Here is a 20,731-nt window from a genome sequence, read left to right on the forward strand (position 1 = left end):
TGAGGATCTTACTGCCCGCAAATAGCGGGATAAGTGAATAGGCGTCACTCTAATATTCTAATATGAGGAAATAAGAGAATGAAGGTAGAGAATACTTTATTAGAGTTTGATGAAAAGTTCATTTTATTTGTTTTTAAAGGGACAATTTAATAAGGGGGATTTTTTGTGAAGAAATCAAAGAAAGCGCTAGCAGGAGCGACGCTTGCATTAGGTGTTATCGCACCTCAAGTAATGCCAACTATTGCTCATGCAGAGGAACAAGCAGGAGAAAGTACAGTTAAATTACGAATCTTAGAAACTTCTGATATTCATGTTAACTTAATGAACTACGACTATTATCAAACGAAAACAGATAATAAAGTTGGTTTAGTTCAGACAGCAACTCTTGTAAATGAGGAACGTGCAAAAGCGAAAAACTCTGTACTATTTGATGATGGGGATGCTCTACAAGGGACGCCGCTTGGGGATTATGTGGCGCAAAAAGGTTTGGATGGAAACTATGTTCACCCTTTATATCGTGTAATGAATTTAATGAAGTATGACGTCATTTCTCTTGGAAACCATGAGTTTAACTACGGTTTGGACTACTTGCATAAGGCAATTAGTAAAACACAGTTCCCAGTTATTAACTCAAATGTTTTTATAGATGATCATGATAATAATGAAGAGAACGATAAAAATGCATTTGAAAAGTATCATATTTTTGACAAAGTAGTAACAGATGAAGCTGGCAAAACACAAACAGTGAAAATCGGTGTAATGGGCTTTGTACCACCACAAATTATGGGTTGGGATAAAGCGAATTTAGAAGGAAAAGTAAAAGCGAAAGACATTGTACAAACGGCAGAGAAATTGGTTCCAGAAATGCAAGCTAAAGGTGCAGATATTATTGTTGCATTAGCTCACTCTGGTGTCGATAAAAGTGATTATAAACCTGGTATGAAGAATGAGAATGCATCCTATTATTTAGCAACAGAAGTTCCTGGTGTTGATGCAGTGTTAATGGGACACTCCCATACGGTAGTAACGGACAAGTTTAACGATGTTCCAGTTGTAATGCCTGGTGTTTTCGGAAGTAATCTAGGTATCATTGATATGGAACTGAAAAAAGTAAATGGCAAGTGGGAAGTACAAAAAGATAAATCGGTTCCAAGCGTTCGTCCAATTTCTGATAGTAAAGGAAATGCATTAGTAGAATCTGATAAGAATTTAGTTAATGAAATAAAAGACGATCATGAAGCAACGATTAAATATGTAAATACACCTGTCGGTAAAACAACAGCACCAATTAACAGTTATTTTTCACTTGTACAAGATGATCCATCTGTACAGCTTGTAACGAATGCTCAAAAATGGTATGTAGAAAAGCTATTTGCAGAAAATGAACAATACGATAAATATAAAGGAATCCCAGTTTTATCAGCAGGTGCACCTTTTAAAGCAGGCGGCCGAAATGGTGCAACTTATTATACTGATATTCCAGCAGGAACTTTAGCGATTAAAAACGTTGCTGATTTATATGTATATCCAAATACACTGTATGCTGTAAAAGTAAATGGTGCACAAGTAAAAGAATGGCTTGAAATGTCTGCAGGTCAGTTCAATCAAATTGATCCAGCTAAAGCAGAAGAACAGTCGTTAGTAAATGTGAACTACCCTACATATAACTTTGATATTTTAGATGGCGTAAAATACGAAATTGATGTGACACAACCAGCAAAATATGATAAAGATGGAAAAGTAGTAAATCCAAATGCGAATCGTATTGTGAACGTATCATATGATGGGAAACCAATCGCTGATGATCAAGAATTTATTGTTGCTACCAATAACTATCGTGGCAGCAGTCAAACATTCCCTGGTGTAAGTAAAGGTAAAGTTGTGTATCAATCTCAAGATGAAACGCGTCAAATCATTACGAAATATATGAAAGAAACACCTGTTATTAATCCAGCGGCAGATCAAAACTGGGCGTTTAAACCAATAGCTGCTGAAAAATTAAATACTACATTTGACTCTTCACCAAATGCGCAAAAGTACATTACAAAGGATGGGAAAATCTCTTATGTTGGTCCATCTGAAAATGAGTTTGCGAAATATGCAATTGATTTAACGAAAAAGAACGATGGAGACAAACCAACAACGCCACCAACGACAGGTGAAGGGAATGATGGAGACAAACCAACCACACCGCCAACACCAGGTGAAGGAAATGATGGAGATAAACCAACCACACCGCCAACACCAGGTGAAGGAAATGATGGGGATAAGCCAACAACACCGCCAACGACAGATGAAGGAAACGGTGGGGATAAACCAACATCACCTACTGAAGGTGAAAATAAAGATACGAAAGAACATACAAATGTAAGTGAAGATAAAGAAACAAACGAAGTAGAGCGTGATTTACCAAAAACGGGAGCGAGTGTCTTCTCTACAATTGGAGCGGGACTTGCGTTTGTTGGAGCAGGCGTGTTTATGTTATTTAGACGAAAAAAAGCAAATAGATAATAACGTTCGCAAATAGAGGAATAAGGAAAAAAGGGATTACCGATAGTGGTAATCCCTTTTTTCCTTATATTTCATTTAAGAAACTGAAACAGTTTTTTCTTTTTTCCATGAAAGCCCGAATCCTGTGAATCCAACGATAATTGTAACGATTGGGCAAGCTAAGCAGAAGATTGAGTATGGAACATAATCAATTGTTGGAACGCTTAGTACGTTTGCTAAGAAGACGCCGCTTACGCCCCATGGTACAAGAGGATTAACAACTGTGCCTGCATCTTCTAGTACGCGTGATAAATTACGGCGTTCTAAACCGACTTCATCGTATTTGTTAGCAAATGCTTGTCCTGTTAAAACGATAGATAAGTATTGCTCACCAAGCAAGAAGTTAACTCCAATTGCTGTTGAAGCGGTAGAAATAATTAAACGAGTGCTTGTCTTAACGAAATTAGAAATAATGTTCATAAGCTGAGTAATAATGCCAATTCCTTGTAGTAACCCACCCATAGAAAGAGCAAGGAAAATAAGTGCAATTGACATAAGCATACTTTGTAATCCACCGCGTGATAATAAACTATCAATATCTTTTATGCCTGTCTTAGCAACATAGCCATCTTGCATAATTTTCATCAAATCAGCAAGTGATGTACCCGGCTTGAAAATAAAGAGAATGATAATACCAGCTACAATGCCAGCAAGTAAAGTTGGAACAGCCGGTACTTTTTTAAATGCGCATACGAATAGTAATAGAATCGGAATAAGTGTGACAATTGAAATGATTGTATTCTTTTCTAGCGCATTTGTAAAAGTAGAGAAATCAACATTTCCTGAAGAACCACTTCCTAAAATGAAGAAAGCGATAAAGGCAATAATGAAAGCAGGAATTGTTGTCCAAAGCATGTTACGAATATGTTCAAATAGATCCACTCCTGTTACAGCAGGAGCTAAGTTTGTTGTATCCGATAAAGGAGACATCTTATCCCCGAAGAAAGCTCCAGAAACAATTGCACCAGCAATAAGTGCTGGATCGTATCCAAGAGCAGTACCCATTCCCATAAAAGCAAGTCCTACTGTCGCTGCTGTTGTAAATGCGCTGCCAATACTTGTTCCAACAATTGCACAAACAACAAAGACTGTTGGAATGAAAACCTTTGGAGATACAAGCCCGAAGCCGTATACCATTAATGTTGGAATTGTTCCAGCGGCAATCCAAACACTAATTAGAACACCAACAAGTAAAAAGATGAAAATGGATGGAATACCAGCTGAAATACTACTTATCATTCCTTTTTCCATAGTAGACCAAGGGATTTTTTTAATAAATCCAAATGCTAATAATACAATAATGCCAAATAAAATTGGAATGTGTGGTGATGTTCCTAATTGAATAACGCTAAAGCCAATACAGAAAAAGATGAAAAATGTTAAAAGAATAGATTCAATTTTTGAAACCATTGTTTGCCCCTCCTAATAATCTAAAATAGTTCTTTTTTATATAAAATTCGCTAATATTGTATATTTCCTTCTAAAATTTAGAATTTTGAGACAAATTACCGGTAATTGTTTAGCATCATAAAAAAACGTCCCTGCATATAAATATGCAGGGACGAAAAGAATCGCGGTACCACCCTAGCTTGTGAAATGAACGTAGCACAAAATAAAGGGTCGTATAATATGCACCAACAGAAAATAAAAAACGCCCCTGCAGTATATGCAGGGACGAAAAAAATCGCGGTACCACCCTAAATTGTGAAACAGTTTCATTTCACCACTCTGTAGAAATAACGGTCCATAACCGTCTTTCACTACTCCAAACGTTTCGTAAAAGAAGCTCCAGGGGGTAATTCATAATTCGCTCTGTACTGGTTCGCACCGACCACCAGCTCTCTGAAATCAGGAAACGAAATACTACTAAATCCTATCATCGCCGATTCATATGATGTTAGTTAAATTTTTATCACATATCTATCACATATGTCAACACATATACTTATTATTTTTTTTAGGAAAATAACGAGAGAATGTTTTTTTAGTTCTTATTTGTGCGTTATAATGAAAATAGAAAGGAGGGGAGTGAATGAAGAAAAAATTATTTCTTTTGACAACCTTACTTGTTCTTGGTGGAGGTGCTGGAATTTATACAGTATTTGCGGCATCACCAGATCAACCGAAATTAAAGGTTGAGCAAAAAGTAGAAACAAAGGAATTAGAGAAAGTCAAAGAAGAAAAGAATAGAGAGAAAACAGCTGCTAAATTAGGTGTTCCTCTTGAAGGGAAAACAGAAAAAGAAATTCAAAAAGAGTTAAATACAGCAAGGTTTGAAAAGCGTCATGAGCTGCTTATAGAACATGCAAAACAACTTGGAATTGATACTGAAGGGAAAAAAGACGAAGAGATTATTTTGGAAATCGGAAAGATTCAGCATGGAAAATAAAACGACTTATCTTATGATAAGTCGTTCTTTTTTAAGAACATTTACCTTTTAAAATAATTGACAGTATTTTAATTTTAATGTTAACTATATTTATATAAAAGTTAACATTAGGGGTGGCAATTGTGACTGTTAGTAGCAATACAAGTAAAAAAACAACCTATACATATGAAGAGTTGGCTGAGAAAAATAAAGCATACGTATGGCATCCATTTACGCAAATGAAGGACTATTTAGCGGAAGATCCAGTTATTATTGAGCGAGGAGAAGGCCGTAAATTATATGACGTAAATGGGAATGGTTATTGGGATGGCGTTTCATCCATTTGGCTTAATGTTCATGGACATCATGTTCCTGAATTAGATAATGCAATTCGTGAACAATTAAATAAAGTCGCGCATTCGACTATGCTAGGACTTGCAAATGTGCCATCGATTTTACTTGCAGAAAAGATCATTGAAGTTGTTCCGGAAGGTTTGAAAAAAGTATTCTATTCAGATTCTGGTTCTACAGCTGTTGAAATTGCAATTAAGATGGCTTTTCAATATTGGCAGCATAAAGGAAAACCTAAAAAACAAAAGTTTATTACATTAAAAGAAGCATATCATGGAGATACAATTGGAGCTGTTTCAGTAGGAGCGATTGACTTGTTTCACCAAGTGTACAGTTCGCTCTTATTTGAAGCAATAAAAATGCCATATCCATATACATATCGTTCTCCTTATGGGGATGACAAAGAACAAATTGTTCAAAAACATTTGGAAGAAATGGAAGAGTTATTAAAAGAAAAACATGATGAGATTGCAGCGATTATTGTAGAGCCGTTAATGCAAGGTGCAGGCGGTATGATTACAATGCCGAAAGGATATTTAAAAGGTCTTCGAGATCTTTGTACAACATATAATGTTTTATTTATTACAGATGAGGTGGCAACGGGATTTGGTCGTACTGGAAAAATGTTTGCTTGTGAACATGAAAATGTTACACCGGATATTTTAACAGCTGGAAAAGGCTTAACCGGTGGGTATTTACCGGTAGCTATTACTGTGACAACAGATGAAATTTATGATGCTTTTTTAGGTAGCTATGAAGAGCAGAAAACATTTTTCCATGGTCATAGTTATACCGGCAATCCATTAGGTTGCGCAGTTGCAATTGTTAATTTAGAACTTTATGAAAAAACAAATCTAGTAAAAGATGTTGCATACAAAGCAGAATATGTAGGGAAACAATTGGAAGCACTTTATGAATACAAACATGTTGGAGATATTCGTCAGTGTGGATTGATGGTAGGAATTGAACTTGTGAAAAATAAAGAAACGAAAGAGCCGTTTGAGTGGACGGAGCGAGTAGGCGTGGAAGTGTGTAAGCGATCAAGAGAACTAGGAATGATTTTACGTCCGCTTGGTAATACCATTGTATTTATGCCACCGTTAGCATCTCAAGTAGATGAGATTGATGAAATGCTGCACATTTTATATCAAGCAATTGCAGATATTACGGAGGGAGAATAATGGGTGGCTTTTTTATAACGGCAACGGATACGGAAGTGGGAAAAACAGTTGTTACAGGTGCATTAGCAGGAGTATTTAGAAATCGCGGGTATAACGTAGGGATATATAAACCATTGCAAAGCGGACACATCGCTTCGAATCCAGAAGGGGATGCAGTTAGATTGAAAATGGCATCAGGAGTAATGACAGAGGCTGATCGCATTTGTCCTTATTCTATTGAAGAACCTCTCGCGCCAAGATTGGCAATGCGGCGAGCAGGAAGAACTGTGACACTAGCACAAATTACGGCTCATTATAATGAGTTAATGACAGAATTTGATAGTTTGTTTGTAGAAGGTGCAGGTGGTCTTGCAGTTCCATATACAGAAGATGCTTTAGTGGTTGATTTTGCAAAGGAATTGAAATTACCACTTATTATTGTCGCGCGTCCGGCGTTAGGTACTGTGAATCATACCATTTTAACGATTTCGTATGCGAAAGCCCATGGTTTAACAGTTGCGGGTGTTATTTTATCCGGCTGTAAGGAATGTGAGAAGGAACGTGTGCAAGAGAATAAAGAAATGATTGAGGAGTTAAGTGGTATTCCGGTTTTGGGTTTACTACCAGAGCTTCAAGAAGGGTTTACGCGTGAAGAACTATTGAGAGCAGCAGAAGAGAATATTACGATTTCAAATTTAGAGGAGTTCGTCAAACATGGATCAAACGTGGAATCTACACTTTCACTCTAGTTTAAATCGTTTGAAAGAGAAATCACAATATCGACATGTAGTTATGACTGAGCAAGCTGAAGAACCATGGCTTATTAGGAATGGAAAACGTATGTTAAATTTAGCTTCGAATAACTATCTAGGCTTGGCGGGAGATAGACGATTAAAAGAAGCGTCTATTGTAGCGACAAAGGAATATGGAGTAGGAGCGACAGCATCACGACTTGTTGTAGGAAATTATGCACTATATGAAGAGGTCGAACAGAGTGTTTGTGATTGGAAAGAAACTGAAAAAGCAATCATTGTGAACAGTGGATATTCAGCAAATGTCGGGGCAATCTCTTCTTTAGTTGGGCGTCACGACATTGTTTTTAGCGATAAGTTAAATCATGCCAGCATTGTTGATGGGATTATGCTTAGCGGTGCAGAACATAAAAGATATCGACATAATGATTTAGAATATTTGGAAAGATTGTTGCGGATGGCACCTGTTGCAAAGCGAAAGTTAATCGTAACAGACACGGTTTTCAGCATGGATGGAGATGTTGCGCATCTAAAAGAGTTGATTATGCTGAAAGAAAAATATGGAGCATTATTGATGGTTGATGAGGCGCATGCAGGTGGAATATATGGAAAGCATGGTGCTGGTTTAGCGCATGTAGAGCAGGGGATTTCTGAAGGAATCGACATTCATATGGGAACGTTTAGTAAAGCGCTAGGGTGTTATGGAGCTTATTTAGCAGGTGATGCAATTTGTATCGATTATATGAAAAACACGATGAGAAGCTTTATTTTCACAACAGCATTACCGCCAGGGACACTTGGCGCAATGAAACGTGCAATTGAAATTGTGAAGGAAGATGAGGGAAGACGGCAGCGGCTCTTAGAAAATGGAGCTTATTTCCGCAATGCTTTAGAAGAAGTTGGTTTCAATATTGGTGATAGTTCAACACATATAGTACCAATTATTGTGGCGTCGAATGAAGCTACGCTACATTTTAGTGAAAAACTGCAGGAGGCAGGAATTGCTGCAATTGCTATCAGGCCACCAACTGTTCCATATAATAGTTCGCGAATCCGATTCGCAGTTACATCTGAACATACAAAAGCTGACTTACAATGGGCTATTGAGCAAATCATTCGAATTGGTAAAGAAGAGGGGGAATGAGATGAAACAGCCCGAGCTTATTTTCATTCCTGGATGGGGGATGGAAAAACAAGTATGGGATCCATTACTTCCATATTTTCAGGAATATTCTGTCTGGCATGTTGAATGGCGTGGTGTAAAAGAACTTAGTGAGTTTGCAGAACGAGTAGCAGAAGCTGCAAGAGGGCAGGATGTGATTTTGATTGGATGGTCACTTGGTGCATTAGCTGCCCTTCAAGCATGTGATAGAGTGCGGGTAAAAGGGATGATTTTAATAGGTGGTACAGCAAAGTTTACAGTGGATGAAAATTACGAGAGTGGATGGAAACTTCCTTTTGTAGAGCGGATGAAAAGAAGTTTAGTGAAGCGAAAGGACCACACATTGGAGCGTTTCTATAAAAGTATGTTTACAAAACAAGAGATAAAAGATAGTGAACAATTTGAAGACATTGCAGAACGTTTTCAAGGTGATTTCATTGAATCTTTACAGCTGGGACTTGATTATTTAATAGAGATGGATATGAGAAGTCAGTTAAAGCATGTAAAGATGCCGGTATTACTTCTTCATGGAGAACAGGATGCGATATGTCCACTATCTGCTGCTCGCTATATACAAGAAAATACGAATGGGGCGCTTAAAGTAATAAATGGAGCTGGGCATGCACTTTGTGTAACTGATTCCGAATATTGCGCAAATGAAATCATCCAGTTTGTAGAGGGGATACAAAATGATCAACAAAACGTTATTACAAAAACGATTTAATGGGGCAGCTGTATCCTATGATCAATATGCAAGTGTACAAAAAAAGATGGCGCAACAATTAATTTCTATAATGAAAAAACACTATCACAAGATGTCGTCCATCCGTATTTTAGAACTCGGATGTGGCACAGGCTATTTGACTGAGCAATTAGCTGTTTCCTTTCCAAATGCAGCAATTACTGCAATTGATTTTGCTGAAAGTATGATTGCTGTTGCGAAAACGAGAAATCACGTGGAATCTGTGACATTTCGGTGTGAAGATATTGAACATCTTACATTAAGTGAGTCATTTGATGTCATTATTTCAAGTGCAACATTTCAATGGCTAAACGATTTGCAAACAACGGTGAAACGTTTATATCATTATCATTTATTTGAGGATGGCTTGTTGTTATTTTCAACATTTGGAGAGCAAACATTTCAAGAACTTCATACGGCATTTCAAAGTGCTAAAGAAGAAAGAAATATGCAAAATGATGCATCTGTTGGACAACATTTTTTAACGAGAGAACAGCTGCAAGATGTATGTGAAAGTGTAACAGGGGATGTTCATGTTTCTGAAACATGTTACATAGAGAAGTTTGCTACAGTTCGTGAGTTTCTGCAATCGATTCGGAAAGTAGGCGCGACGAATAGCAATGCAGAATCTTACTGTCAAAGCCCGTCTATCTTTCGAACTATGCTCCGCATATACGAAAAAGATTTCACGGAAGAAGGGCAAATTGTAGCAACGTACCATGCTTTATTTGCGTATATTGAAAAAGAGGGGAAGAGAAGAAATGAAACAAGTACAAACAAAAGTAGATTGGAAGCAAATTGCATCTGAAGTAGTAGAGGGCAGAAGTATAACGAAAGAAGAAGCGATAGCTATTTTAGAAGCAGATGATACAGAAGTATTAGAGATTATGAATGCAGCTTATATCATACGTCATCATCATTTTGGTAAAAAAGTAAAATTAAATATGATTATTAATACGAAGTCTGGATTATGCCCAGAAGATTGTGGGTATTGCTCACAGTCTATCGTTTCAGAGGCACCAATCGATAAGTATGCATGGTTAACACAGGAAAAAATTATTGAAGGTGCACACGAAGCAATTCGCCGTAAAGCGGGTACATACTGTATTGTTGCATCTGGTCGTCGTCCAACTGATAAAGAAGTAAATCATGTTATCGGTGCAGTGAAAGAAATCCGTGAAACAACGGATTTGAAAATTTGCTGCTGCTTAGGTTTTTTAAATGAGGATCAAGCAGGACGCTTAGCAGAAGCAGGTGTTCACCGTTATAACCATAACTTAAATACACATGCAAACAATTATGATAGCATTTGCTCAACACATACGTATGATGATCGTGTAGATACAGTAGAAAAAGCAAAGCAAGCGGGTATTTCCCCATGTTCTGGTGCGATTTTTGGAATGGGGGAAACGAAAGAGCAGCGCGTTGAAATTGCGCTTGAATTACACCGTATAGATGCGGATTCTATTCCATGTAACTTCCTTGTTGCTGTAAAAGGAACACCGCTTGAAGGACAGAAAGAATTAACACCAGTAGAATGTTTAAAAGTACTAGCGATGATGCGATTTGTCAATCCATCAAAAGAAATTCGAATTTCCGGTGGCCGCGAAATTAATTTGCGCTCTGTGCAGCCGCTTGGCTTATTCGCAGCAAATTCAATCTTTGTTGGTGATTATTTAACAACAGAGGGGCAAGAGCCAACAGCAGATTGGAATATGATTGAAGATTTAGGGTTTGAGATTGAGGAATGTGCGCTGTAAAAATGAGGGGGAAAGCCCCTTTGTAGATTAGAATAATCGAATAAAGTTTATACAAAACAGCCATTTTTTCATGGAATATTTATGAAAGGATGGCTGTTTTATGGTTTCCATTACAAAGGAAAATATTTTCTTTTGTGTACAAACACCTTTTTCCACTAACAAATAACACATATGGAAAATGAAGGAGGGGTAATCGCTAAAGAATTGACAGATGATAAATGTACTTCCGTGCTAGTTCTTGAAGCAGGGACAAATATGACGAATCAATTAAGTAATCCTTCTGTGGTGAATGCACTTACCTTAGCTACTGATAATAAGTTTTCATTTAATATTTTGTCTAAAATAGAGCAAGTAATTGGGCGGCAACTTAGATTGCCAGATGGTAATCCTTCTATGCCTGCACAGATAATCGCTTTAAATGCAGTGCGATTTATCATATTCCGACAGAAGACCCCTTCCTCAAAAATGCGAAGGTGTGAAACACCAATTTTAGGTGGGAGATGAATGGCGGTAGGCGCAAGCCTATGTTTTTTAGTATACTTTAGGTATCATACCAAAAAGTGAGGTGCAACCCGTGTTAGTAAATAAGGCATATAAATTTCGTATCTATCCAAATAAGAAACAAGAAATATTAATTGCTAAAACGATTGGGTGCAGTCGCTTTGTATTTAACCATTTTCTTGCTCTTTGGAATGATACCTACAAAGAAACAGGAAAAGAATTAACCTATCCTTCTTGCTCCGCCAAGCTCATTCAATTAAAAAATAAGCAGGATACGATTTGGTTAAAAGAAGTCGATAGTATTGCCCTTCAATCCACATTAAAAAACCTCGCAGATGCTTTTTCACGTTTTTTCAAGAAACAGAATGATATTCCACGATTCAAGTCTAAAAAGAATAAAGTTCAGTCATACACAACCAAGCAAACGAACGGCAATATTGCAATTGTAGGCAACAAAATGAAATTACCTAAACTTGGCCTTGTTCGCTTTGCCAAAAGTCGTTTTTTCTTGTGAACGTTTTCTATTACTTCGTCTTAATTAAGTAATAATTGTGAAATATTAACATTAGATTTCTTAGAAATTTATCTTATTTCAACATCGTTCAAGTTTTGAACGATGTTACTTAATTAAGCGATGAATAAAAATTGATTGTAGCTTTATGAATGTAGTCTTTCGTGAAAATTTATTGTAAATAAAATGTAATAAAGTACCTTCAAGTCTTCGGATAAGCGGATTTTCGTGAAAAAATTAATTGCGTGGACGAATTTTCCATCCTGTAATTGTACATAGTAAAGGTGTAATTTATCTCGGGTTGGAGGATTTCACATGCACAAATATATATTAGCTATTATGACTTTTCTTATTTTATTAAAGGCAATAAGTACTGACCCTGTTAAGGCAGCTGAAAATCCGGAACAGAAAGAAATGCAGCAAAGAATCGAACAGCATTTTCGAACAAAAGCTGAGCATTTTGGTATTGAAACTGAAGGGAAGGATCTAAAAGAAGTAAGAAAAGAGCTACATATTGTAGAGGAAGAAAAGAAGCGAGAAAATGTCTGGAAAACAGCTCAAAATCTTCGTATTAAGACAGAAGGAAAAACGATGGCTGAATTGATAAAAGATGTGCGGAAAAAAGTGGGAAAATAAATAGAAGAAAAAAGAGGCGAAAGCCTCTTTTTTTATGCCCATTGTTTTGATAAATGAGCCATTTCAATCGCAGCAACTGCAGATTCATATCCTTTGTTGCCAGCCTTTGTACCAGCACGTTCAATTGCTTGTTCAATTGTTTCAGTCGTTAATACGCCGAAAATAACTGGGGTGTCTGTTTGTAATGATAAAGAGGCAACACCTTTTGCAACTTCATTACAAACATAATCATAATGAGTTGTAGCACCGCGAATGACTGTACCTAGTGTAATGACAGCATCGTATTTGCCGCTGTTTGCCATTTTCTTTGCGATTAATGGGATTTCAAATGCGCCTGGAACCCATGCAACATCAATATCATTTTCTTCTACACCATGTCGTTTTAAACCGTCTAGTGCACCGCCTAGTAGTTTGCTCGTAATAAATTCATTGAAACGTCCAACAACAATCCCTACTTTTAATCCTGTACCAACTAAATGACCTTCGAATACCATAATATATCTCTCCTTTAATTATAATTAATAGATTATAAGTTTAATAGGTGACCTAATTTTTCTACCTTTGTTTGTAAATATGTTTTGTTTTCTTCTTTTGTTGGCATTTGCAATGGTACGCGTTCGACAACTTCTAAATCATAACCTTGCAAACCTGCGATTTTTCTTGGATTATTCGTTAATAAACGCAATTGCTGTAACCCTAGATCTTTTAAGATTTGGGCACCAATGCCGTAATCGCGAAGATCGGCAGGAAATCCTAGTTTTTCATTTGCCTCAACAGTATCTAATCCTTCTTCTTGTAATTTGTATGCACGGAGCTTATTCAGCAAGCCAATCCCGCGGCCTTCTTGGCGCATATAAAGAAGAACACCTTTTTCTTCTCGTTCAATGTGAGAAAGAGCAGCATGAAGCTGTGGACCACAGTCACAGCGGCATGAACCGAAAACATCGCCAGTTAAACATTCAGAATGCACACGAACGAGAACAGGTTCACCAGTAGAAATGTCTCCTTTTACGAGAGCGATATGTTCTTTCTGATCCAATGAGTTGGAATAACCGATTGCATGAAATGTACCGAAATCTGTCGGTAATGTAATTTCAATCTCCCTTGTTACGAGCGTTTCATGATGGCGGCGATAGGCGATTAAATCTTCAATCGTAATCATTTTTATATTAAATTGTTTTGCAACTTGTACTAAATCAGGAACACGTGCCATCGTGCCGTCTTCATTTATAATTTCACAAATAACTCCGGCTGGTTCTGCGCCACATAATTTTGCTAAATCAACAGCTGCCTCTGTATGCCCAGTGCGGCGCAGGACTCCACCTTCTTTGGCGATTAAAGGAAAGATATGACCCGGGCGATTAAAATCTGTTCCTTTTGAATCCGGATTTAATAATTCGCGCACAGTCGTTGCACGTTCGTAAGCACTAATACCTGTTGTTGTAGAAATATGGTCAACGCTTACTGTAAACGCAGTATGATGAGAATCTGTATTATGAGAAACCATAGGCTCTAACTGTAAGCGTTCCGCATATTGTTCTGTAATCGGTACACAGACAAGGCCACGGCCATGTGTAATCATAAAATTAATTGTTTCTGGTGTAATGTTCTCTGCTAAAGCGATGAAATCTCCTTCGTTTTCACGGCTTTCATCATCACATACGATGACGACTTTTCCTTGTTTTAAATCTTCTAGTGCTTCTTCAATACGATGAAACATTGTGCTTCCTCCTTATAGAAATCCGTTTTCTTGTAAAAAGCTTTCTGTAACTGAAGTGCTTCGCTTTGTTGGCTTTGAAATAAAACGTTCGATATATTTTCCAATCATGTCACATTCAATATTCACAATATCTCCCGCCGCTTTTTTACCAATGATAGATTCGCTTACGGTATGTGGAATGAGCGAGATTGTAATGGAAGATTCATCTATATCAAATATTGTTAAACTTGTGCCATCAACAGCAATGGACCCTTTTTGTAAACAATAACGGAGTAAATCATCTGGAATTCCAATTTTGTAATATATAGCATTGTAGTGCTGTTTTTTATTTAAAATGGTTCCAATTCCATCGATATGCCCTGTGACGAAATGTCCACCAAAGCGTCCGTTTGCAGCCATTGCTCGTTCTAAATTTACTTTAGAACTGGTGCCGAGCATACGTAATGATGTCGCTCGCACCGTTTCAGGCATCGCATCAACAGTAAAAGAAGACGCTGTAAAAGAAGTGACGGTTAAACAGATCCCATTTACAGCAATACTGTCTCCTAGTTTTACGTCTGACAAGATTGTGTTTGCTGTAATTGTTAGCTTCATCGCTTCTCCGCTTTGCCTGATATTCGAAACAGTTCCAAGTTCTTCTACAATTCCTGTAAACATGCAGGCACCTCATTTCGCACACTAGCAACGATTTTTATATCATCACCAATTTGTTTCATCTCTTGAATTTGCAAGGAAATTGCATCTTGCAGTTTTATAAAGCCGGTGCCACCAAACATAGTTGGAGCATCTTTTCCGCCGATTAATTTTGGACTTATATAGGTCACTATTTCATTGAAACACTTTGTTTCTAAAAAGCTCGCGAGTACCGATTGTCCACCTTCAACAAAGAGTGAAAGGATTTGTTTCTCACCGAGAAGGAGGAGAAGGTCGCGTATTTCAATTTGGTTCGTCTTCATTTGAAGTACAGATACCGCCTGAGATTCGTAGCCCGCTATTTTTTCTTTATTTACATCTTTTCCAACAATAATCCATGTTGGTGCCATCTCGTCTGTAATGACATGAGAGGATAGCGGAGTTCGTAAATGTGTATCTAAAATAATACGAATCGGATGCTTGCCGCCGTTTGGAAGGCGTGTTGTTAAAGATGGATTATCAGCTATGACAGTATTCACTCCGATAAGGATGGCATCGTGCGTATGACGATATTGATGGACATCTGTACGAGCAACTTCACCTGTAATCCATTTGCTTTCCCCGGTAGTAGTTGCTATTTTTCCATCTAAACTCATCGCTGTTTTTATTGTTACAAACGGCAGTTTCGTTTTCATATAGTGGAAAAAGTACCGGTTTAATGCGGTGGCCTCTTCTTCGAGAACACCAGTAGTTACGCTAATACCAGCTTTTTGCAAACGTTTTGCACCGCTACCTGAAACGAGCGGATTGCAATCAAGTGTGGCAATTACAACACGTTTCACCTTTTTTTCAATAAGTAGATCGCAGCACGGTGGAGTTTTTCCAAAGTGACTACACGGCTCTAACGTTACATATACAGTGGAGCCGTTTGCTTTATCACCGGCCATGCGAAGAGCGTGAACTTCAGCGTGTTCTTCGCCTGCACGCAGATGCGCTCCCATTCCAACGATGTTTCCATCTTTTACAACAACAGCACCGACCATTGGATTTGGACTTGTTTGACCTGCAGTACTTTGTGCTAATTGCAAGGCAATCCTCATATATTCTTGGTCTGTCATTCTTTTCACCTCTCCTAAGAAAAATCAAAAAACCCCAAGGATAATAGTATCCTTGGGGTTTGGGAGACGTGATTTCTAGTAATATAGTTCGAATACGAGAGTATAGGAAAGAAGCCTAACGATAATTGATATTTTTGCACGAGAAAAAAGCCTAGCAAACTATCAATTTTTTATACGCTAGTCGTATCTTTTTATTTCAGCATAGAAAAATAGGTATATGAAATAAAACATATACAGTGATTCAAAACGAATCAGTAAAAATGTGTACGCCAAAATAAAAGTGTATTCGCTATATAAGCACTAGAAAACATATCCTTCTCCCATCCAGACTATACTGTCGGCCCTAGAATTTCACTAGATCCACCGTTTCCGAGTTGGAAACGGGTCACGGACTTAGAAGTGTGCACTTCATCACCGCCGGTTGGGAATTTCACCCGACCCCGAAGGATGCTGTTTGCTCACATTATAGCACAAAAAAGAAAAAGGGATAGTAAAAAATATTCGAATGTGAAGAATTGTATGAAAATGAAGGGGGAAATTAATTTTGTTATACTATATAAATACAAATTGAAAACTTGATAGAAAACCTTTTCTTTTTAGGGGAGGAGAGAGAGTCCGAGGCGGTTCACCCCATGCCATGTTAAACAAAAGGAGAAAATAAATGGAGGTCTGCTTTTGTTTTCATAGCCGCGACTTAAATGTTGGAGAATCAAAATGTATATATAGTATGGGAAAGATTTCAGTATATGTAAACGAGGTGGAAATATGAAATATATTGCAGTAGGAATCGGTGGTATTGTTGGAGCTTTAGCACGATACGAATTAGGACAATGGGCTGGTATTCATTCAGTCGATTCTTTTCCGCTGGCAACATGGTCAGCGAATATGATTGGTAGTTTTTTATTGGCATTTTTAACGATGTATTTGTTTCGTATGAAACATGTTTCACAAGTGATAATGAGTAGCATTGGAACAGGAATGATTGGTTCTTTTACCACTTTTTCAACATTTAACGTAGAGACGTTGAAATTCATGCAGCATGAAGCGTTTCTTATGGCATTTTATTATGTGAGTACAAGTGTAGTTGGAGGATTGCTCTTTTCTTTATTTGGATTTTATCTTGGAAATGCATTATATGAAAAAAGCATGAAGAAAGAAGGAGCACTATGAATATATTGCTTGTAGGAATCGGTGGTTTTTTTGGAGCAATTGCTAGATTTTCTATTAGTAATGCAATGAAAGAAAAGTACGGAAGCTTGTTTCCATATGGAACACTATTTGTAAATATATTAGGCTCATTTTTACTAGGTCTATTGTATGGAGCTGAGGTGAGTAGTACATGGCTATTATTATGCGGAACAGGATTTATGGGAGCATTTACTACTTTTTCAACATTTAAGCTTGAAATTGTTCAATTGATACATAAGCGAGAAGGACAAAAGGCTGTATTGTATTTAATAATGAGTTATATGCTAGGCATTTTTTCAGCATTTTTAGGTTTTTATATAGGGCATATATAAGAAGCGCGCGCAAGTCATTGCGCGTGCTTCTTATATCATTATTCTCCCTTTGGTGCTCGAACGACAGATTCAAATATGCCTTTATGCGAAGCGTCGCAATAAGGCATATTTTTTGATAAGCCACAGCGACATAAAGAAAATGCAGGTTTTGCCGGGAAAGCATTCCCTTGTGAGTCGATTAATTCCACATCCCCTGTAATGCGAAATGAACCATTATCATTTACTTTAATTTGAACTTTTGCCAACGTTATTCCCCTCCTCTCAAACGCTTATGTTCATCATATAATTGTAGGAAGCACTTGACAATAAGAAAACAGTTCTTTGTGTGTAGGGGCAGAGAATGTTATAATAACGTTTATAACTGAAATACAGTAAGGTGACGAAACATGAATAAACAATTACGTACATTACAAAATATTGCAAATGAGCGCACTTGGGCATCGTTTTTAAATGATAATCATCCATATAGCTTACTTCATTGGTCGATTGCAGGTGTGGGACAAGAAGCAAAAGATGTGTGGCTTTTGCAAGATGAGGTAACATTTCAAACGACAGAATTTCAAACGCTTGATGAAGCGGTAAAATGGATTTCTGAAAATATGGAACAAGTTACAGATGTTTTAGCGCAGTAATATGAAAAAACAGGCTTATGCAAGCCTGTTTTTTGTTTCTTTTACATATGTTTCTAAGAATCGATCAACGGCATCCTCATACTCTTGTTTATTTTCGTTATAAGAGCAAGCGTGTGCACCGTGTTCTGCAATAAAGAGCTGTTTATTATTTTCTTTTGCTTCATAAAGGGCTTTTGTCATATCACATAAAATATAGTCATCGTCTTTACTATGAATAAAAAGGACTGGATTATTTATGTTTTTTACACAATCGATAGGAGAAACTTCACGTATTGTATAACCGTCTCGTACTTTTAAAACGGCATTTGCCAATGGTAGTAGTGGCCATTTTGGTAAATGAAACTCGACTTTTAAGCGATGGTGTAATTGTTCGTAGAAGTCAGAAAATGGACAATCTGCAATGTAAAAATCAGCACCGTCTTCCACCATACCTGCGTATTGTAGCAATGTCGCTGCTCCCATTGATTCTCCATGAACACCAAGTATAATATTTGTACCAAAACGGTCTTTGAGCCAGTCAACTACCGTCTTTAAATCATATTTTTCGTAATAGCCATAACTTGTCGTTTTACCACCTGTTTTACCATGGCGACGATGATCATAAATAAATACATTGTAGCCTCTGTTTAAAAATAAATTTGCATATTTGACAGAGTTTATTTTATTTACGGTTACACCGTGGCAAAAAATCATAAATTTATTAGAATTTCCTGCAGAAATGTAGTAGCCGTGAAGGTCGTATTTAAATTGAGATGGGATACGAACCTCTTCTTTTGGAATGGCGTTAAAATCCTCTAAGCGAAAGTGTTTTTTTGTTTCACGTTCTAAAATTTCTTCCTCTGTTTTTTTCTTTAAATACATTACTTTATTGGTAAAGAAAATACCGATACCAATTAATGCTCCTATTATGGTTAGCAATGCTGTAAAAAAACGTTTCATATCTTCCCTCATCCTCCAAATATCTCTGCATATGATACACTTATATTGTATCATAATGATGTAAAAGGGGGAGAGAGTGGGACATGATTCGAATACAAAAAATCACAGTGGAAATGAGAGAAACAATTGAACTTTTTATGCATGAAAATTGGGGGAGCACGTTGATGGTTTCACGTGAAAGAGCACATCAGTTAGATCAATTGCCTGGTTTTATTGCAACTGAAGATAACAGAATAATAGGAATTATTACATATGAAATAAAAGAAAATGATTGTGAGATTGTTTCTTTAGATAGCTTTAAGGAGAACAAGGGAATTGGAACTAAGCTTGTAGAGTACGTAATTGATATTGCAAAAAAACAATGTTGTAAAAAGGTGTGGCTTATTACAACAAACGATAATACAAACGCACTTCGTTTTTATCAGAAACGTGGTTTTATGATGACGAATTTATATATTGATGCGGTCAAGGAAGCAAGGAAGATAAAGCGAGAAATTCCGCTTATTGGCTATGATAACATCGCGATTTCACATGAAATTCAACTAGAAAAAATGAATTTATAAAATCCATCTTTATATATGTTGAAGATGGAAAATGTAAGAAGTATTTTATGTAACAATTTTCAGAAATATAAAATAATAACCTTGACGAATACCCTACTTTGTTTTAGGTTTAAATTGTAAGCTATTACCATATTAAGGGGTGACGATGTGGCAACCATACGTGATGTTGCAAAATTGGCCGGTGTTTCAGTCGCAACCGTTTCACGAGTCATTAATGAAAAAGGGTATGTTCATGAGGATACAGTAAAACAAGTAAAACAAGCAATTGAAGAACTACAGTATAAACCAAATGCTGTAGCGAAGGCGTTATTTAAAAAATCTTCGACAATGATTGCTATATTAGTATCAAATTTAGAAGATCCATCCTATATAACATTACTTCGTTCAGTAGAAGAGGCTGCATATAAAGAAGGATATCAAATTGTTATTTGTAATACAGAAAATAAAACAGGATATATAGATATATTAATGCAAAATAATATTGCTGGCGTTATTATGACGAAAGATGTATTTGAGCATGTGAAGCAACTTTCCCTTCCATTTGTTGTACTTGAGGGCGGAACAGAGGCAGCATCTATTTCTACATATTATGAAAGTGGTAGAAAGGCCGTTACTGTATTGAAAGAAAAAGGTTGTCATTTTCTTGCTTATATTGGGGATAAGATAGAAGACGAAGCAATGGAAGAGCACACTGCTGGTTTTTTAGATGCTGTTTGGGATGAAGGAATTGCTTATCGAGAAGAAAAAATAAAGGGACAAGATGAGGAAAGTCAAATTGCTGAATTATTACGGAAGCATCCTTATATAGATGGTATAGTAGCTGCTAGCGATGCGATTGCAATTGCTACAATTCGCGCGGCGAATGCTCTTGATCTCCATATACCGAATCATTTGCAAGTCATTGGTTTTAAGGGAAGTTTACAAGGTGAATGGGTTACGCCATCTTTGACAACAATTGGAAGTTGTTTTGAAAAGCAAGGAGTATTAGCTGTACAAAGATTGGTAGGGAAAATGAAAAAGGAACAAGTGAAACTTGAGGAAGTGAAGCAAGAGTTTATATTAATCGAACGAGAATCTACAAAGTAAAAGGTGCGTCTAGTAAACGCACCTTTT

At 37.0% G+C, this 20,731-nt stretch carries 22 protein-coding genes, 1 pseudogene, 1 riboswitch and 1 other annotated feature; of the genes and pseudogenes, 16 read left to right on the forward strand and 7 right to left on the reverse strand.

The window, feature by feature from the left end; genetic code table 11:
- The first annotated feature begins 165 nt into the window (after positions 1-165).
- A complete protein-coding gene (cpdB, locus tag JDS96_RS15500) occupies positions 166-2,511 on the forward strand; it encodes a bifunctional 2',3'-cyclic-nucleotide 2'-phosphodiesterase/3'-nucleotidase (RefSeq protein WP_098101234.1) in 2,346 nt (781 codons plus the stop codon).
- Between the two features lie 75 nt (positions 2,512-2,586).
- Here the strand turns inward: cpdB and nhaC are convergent, their stop codons facing one another.
- Positions 2,587-3,960: a Na+/H+ antiporter NhaC gene (nhaC, locus tag JDS96_RS15505; RefSeq protein WP_097786607.1), complete on the reverse strand. Its 1,374-nt coding sequence runs from the start codon at positions 3,958-3,960 to the stop codon at positions 2,587-2,589.
- A gap of 257 nt (positions 3,961-4,217) precedes the next feature.
- Positions 4,218-4,439: a binding site (T-box leader), on the reverse strand.
- Between the two features lie 143 nt (positions 4,440-4,582).
- Between nhaC and JDS96_RS15510 the strand changes: the two genes are divergently transcribed.
- The 10 genes and pseudogenes from JDS96_RS15510 to JDS96_RS15555 all read left to right on the forward strand — a co-directional run bounded on the left by JDS96_RS15510 (position 4,583) and on the right by JDS96_RS15555 (position 12,493).
- The gene (locus JDS96_RS15510; RefSeq protein ID WP_003200096.1) at positions 4,583-4,939 is read left to right on the forward strand and encodes a hypothetical protein; all 357 of its coding nucleotides are present in this window, start codon (positions 4,583-4,585) and stop codon (positions 4,937-4,939) included.
- Positions 4,940-5,061: 122 nt separating this feature from the next.
- Complete coding sequence (bioA, locus tag JDS96_RS15515) at positions 5,062-6,450, forward strand: adenosylmethionine--8-amino-7-oxononanoate transaminase (RefSeq protein ID WP_199667304.1); 1,389 nt, start codon at positions 5,062-5,064, stop codon at positions 6,448-6,450.
- Positions 6,450-7,178 carry a dethiobiotin synthase gene (bioD, locus tag JDS96_RS15520; RefSeq protein ID WP_199667305.1) on the forward strand — a complete coding sequence of 243 codons (729 nt, stop codon included), beginning with the start codon at positions 6,450-6,452 and terminating at the stop codon, positions 7,176-7,178. The genes bioA and bioD overlap by 1 nt, the downstream gene beginning before the upstream one ends.
- On the forward strand, positions 7,144-8,325 hold the full coding sequence (bioF, locus tag JDS96_RS15525) for an 8-amino-7-oxononanoate synthase (RefSeq protein ID WP_033796406.1): 1,182 nt from the start codon (positions 7,144-7,146) through the stop codon (positions 8,323-8,325). The genes bioD and bioF overlap by 35 nt, the downstream gene beginning before the upstream one ends.
- A gap of 1 nt (position 8,326) precedes the next feature.
- Positions 8,327-9,067: an alpha/beta fold hydrolase gene (locus JDS96_RS15530; protein WP_018780814.1), complete on the forward strand. Its 741-nt coding sequence runs from the start codon at positions 8,327-8,329 to the stop codon at positions 9,065-9,067.
- Positions 9,033-9,893: a malonyl-ACP O-methyltransferase BioC gene (bioC, locus tag JDS96_RS15535; RefSeq protein ID WP_199667306.1), complete on the forward strand. Its 861-nt coding sequence runs from the start codon at positions 9,033-9,035 to the stop codon at positions 9,891-9,893. Before JDS96_RS15530 ends, bioC begins: the two co-directional genes overlap by 35 nt.
- Positions 9,847-10,845, forward strand: coding sequence for a biotin synthase BioB (gene bioB, locus JDS96_RS15540; RefSeq protein WP_097846866.1), 999 nt, complete (start codon positions 9,847-9,849; stop codon positions 10,843-10,845). Before bioC ends, bioB begins: the two co-directional genes overlap by 47 nt.
- A gap of 255 nt (positions 10,846-11,100) precedes the next feature.
- Entirely contained in the window at positions 11,101-11,349 is a 249-nt protein-coding gene (locus JDS96_RS15545) for a hypothetical protein (RefSeq protein WP_242479911.1), read from the forward strand.
- Between the two features lie 70 nt (positions 11,350-11,419).
- Positions 11,420-11,848, forward strand: a pseudogene (locus JDS96_RS15550) (RNA-guided endonuclease TnpB family protein); the annotation flags it as partial.
- Between the two features lie 324 nt (positions 11,849-12,172).
- On the forward strand, positions 12,173-12,493 hold the full coding sequence (locus JDS96_RS15555) for a hypothetical protein (protein ID WP_018766113.1): 321 nt from the start codon (positions 12,173-12,175) through the stop codon (positions 12,491-12,493).
- A gap of 32 nt (positions 12,494-12,525) precedes the next feature.
- Here the strand turns inward: JDS96_RS15555 and ribH are convergent, their stop codons facing one another.
- Genes ribH through ribD form a run of 4 tightly spaced genes read right to left on the reverse strand, consistent with a single transcriptional unit; the run spans position 12,526 to position 15,964 of the window.
- A complete protein-coding gene (ribH, locus tag JDS96_RS15560) occupies positions 12,526-12,987 on the reverse strand; it encodes a 6,7-dimethyl-8-ribityllumazine synthase (protein WP_003208313.1) in 462 nt (153 codons plus the stop codon).
- Between the two features lie 32 nt (positions 12,988-13,019).
- Positions 13,020-14,213, reverse strand: a complete 1,194-nt coding sequence (locus tag JDS96_RS15565) for a bifunctional 3,4-dihydroxy-2-butanone-4-phosphate synthase/GTP cyclohydrolase II (RefSeq protein ID WP_199667307.1) — start codon at positions 14,211-14,213, stop codon at positions 13,020-13,022.
- Between the two features lie 12 nt (positions 14,214-14,225).
- On the reverse strand, positions 14,226-14,870 hold the full coding sequence (ribE, locus tag JDS96_RS15570) for a riboflavin synthase (RefSeq protein WP_018766111.1): 645 nt from the start codon (positions 14,868-14,870) through the stop codon (positions 14,226-14,228).
- Positions 14,852-15,964 carry a bifunctional diaminohydroxyphosphoribosylaminopyrimidine deaminase/5-amino-6-(5-phosphoribosylamino)uracil reductase RibD gene (gene ribD / locus JDS96_RS15575; protein ID WP_199667308.1) on the reverse strand — a complete coding sequence of 371 codons (1,113 nt, stop codon included), beginning with the start codon at positions 15,962-15,964 and terminating at the stop codon, positions 14,852-14,854. Before ribD ends, ribE begins: the two co-directional genes overlap by 19 nt.
- Positions 15,965-16,272: 308 nt before the next feature.
- Positions 16,273-16,416: riboswitch (FMN riboswitch) on the reverse strand.
- 313 nt (positions 16,417-16,729) lie between these two features.
- Between ribD and crcB (JDS96_RS15580) the strand changes: the two genes are divergently transcribed.
- Positions 16,730-17,134 (forward strand): fluoride efflux transporter CrcB, encoded by a 405-nt coding sequence (gene crcB / locus JDS96_RS15580; RefSeq protein ID WP_003208320.1) that lies wholly within the window; start codon positions 16,730-16,732, stop codon positions 17,132-17,134.
- The gene (gene crcB, locus JDS96_RS15585; RefSeq protein WP_016116195.1) at positions 17,131-17,484 is read left to right on the forward strand and encodes a fluoride efflux transporter CrcB; all 354 of its coding nucleotides are present in this window, start codon (positions 17,131-17,133) and stop codon (positions 17,482-17,484) included. The genes crcB (JDS96_RS15580) and crcB (JDS96_RS15585) overlap by 4 nt, the downstream gene beginning before the upstream one ends.
- A gap of 38 nt (positions 17,485-17,522) precedes the next feature.
- Here the strand turns inward: crcB (JDS96_RS15585) and JDS96_RS15590 are convergent, their stop codons facing one another.
- On the reverse strand, positions 17,523-17,729 hold the full coding sequence (locus JDS96_RS15590; RefSeq protein WP_003200081.1) for a CDGSH iron-sulfur domain-containing protein: 207 nt from the start codon (positions 17,727-17,729) through the stop codon (positions 17,523-17,525).
- Between the two features lie 141 nt (positions 17,730-17,870).
- Here JDS96_RS15590 and JDS96_RS15595 point away from each other — a divergent pair, with 141 nt between their 5' ends.
- The gene (locus JDS96_RS15595; RefSeq protein ID WP_003200083.1) at positions 17,871-18,116 is read left to right on the forward strand and encodes a DUF2552 family protein; all 246 of its coding nucleotides are present in this window, start codon (positions 17,871-17,873) and stop codon (positions 18,114-18,116) included.
- 15 nt (positions 18,117-18,131) lie between these two features.
- Here JDS96_RS15595 and JDS96_RS15600 read toward each other — a convergent pair whose 3' ends face one another.
- Positions 18,132-19,055 carry an alpha/beta hydrolase gene (locus tag JDS96_RS15600; RefSeq protein WP_033796395.1) on the reverse strand — a complete coding sequence of 308 codons (924 nt, stop codon included), beginning with the start codon at positions 19,053-19,055 and terminating at the stop codon, positions 18,132-18,134.
- Between the two features lie 83 nt (positions 19,056-19,138).
- Here JDS96_RS15600 and JDS96_RS15605 point away from each other — a divergent pair, with 83 nt between their 5' ends.
- Positions 19,139-19,618, forward strand: coding sequence for a GNAT family N-acetyltransferase (locus JDS96_RS15605; RefSeq protein ID WP_199667309.1), 480 nt, complete (start codon positions 19,139-19,141; stop codon positions 19,616-19,618).
- Positions 19,619-19,765: 147 nt separating this feature from the next.
- Positions 19,766-20,704, forward strand: a complete 939-nt coding sequence (locus tag JDS96_RS15610) for a LacI family DNA-binding transcriptional regulator (protein ID WP_199667310.1) — start codon at positions 19,766-19,768, stop codon at positions 20,702-20,704.
- Positions 20,705-20,731 lie beyond the last annotated feature (27 nt).

The sequence above is a fragment of the Bacillus cereus group sp. N21 genome, assembly GCF_016483395.1.
Classification (GTDB): Bacteria; Bacillota; Bacilli; order Bacillales; family Bacillaceae_G; genus Bacillus_A; species Bacillus_A pseudomycoides.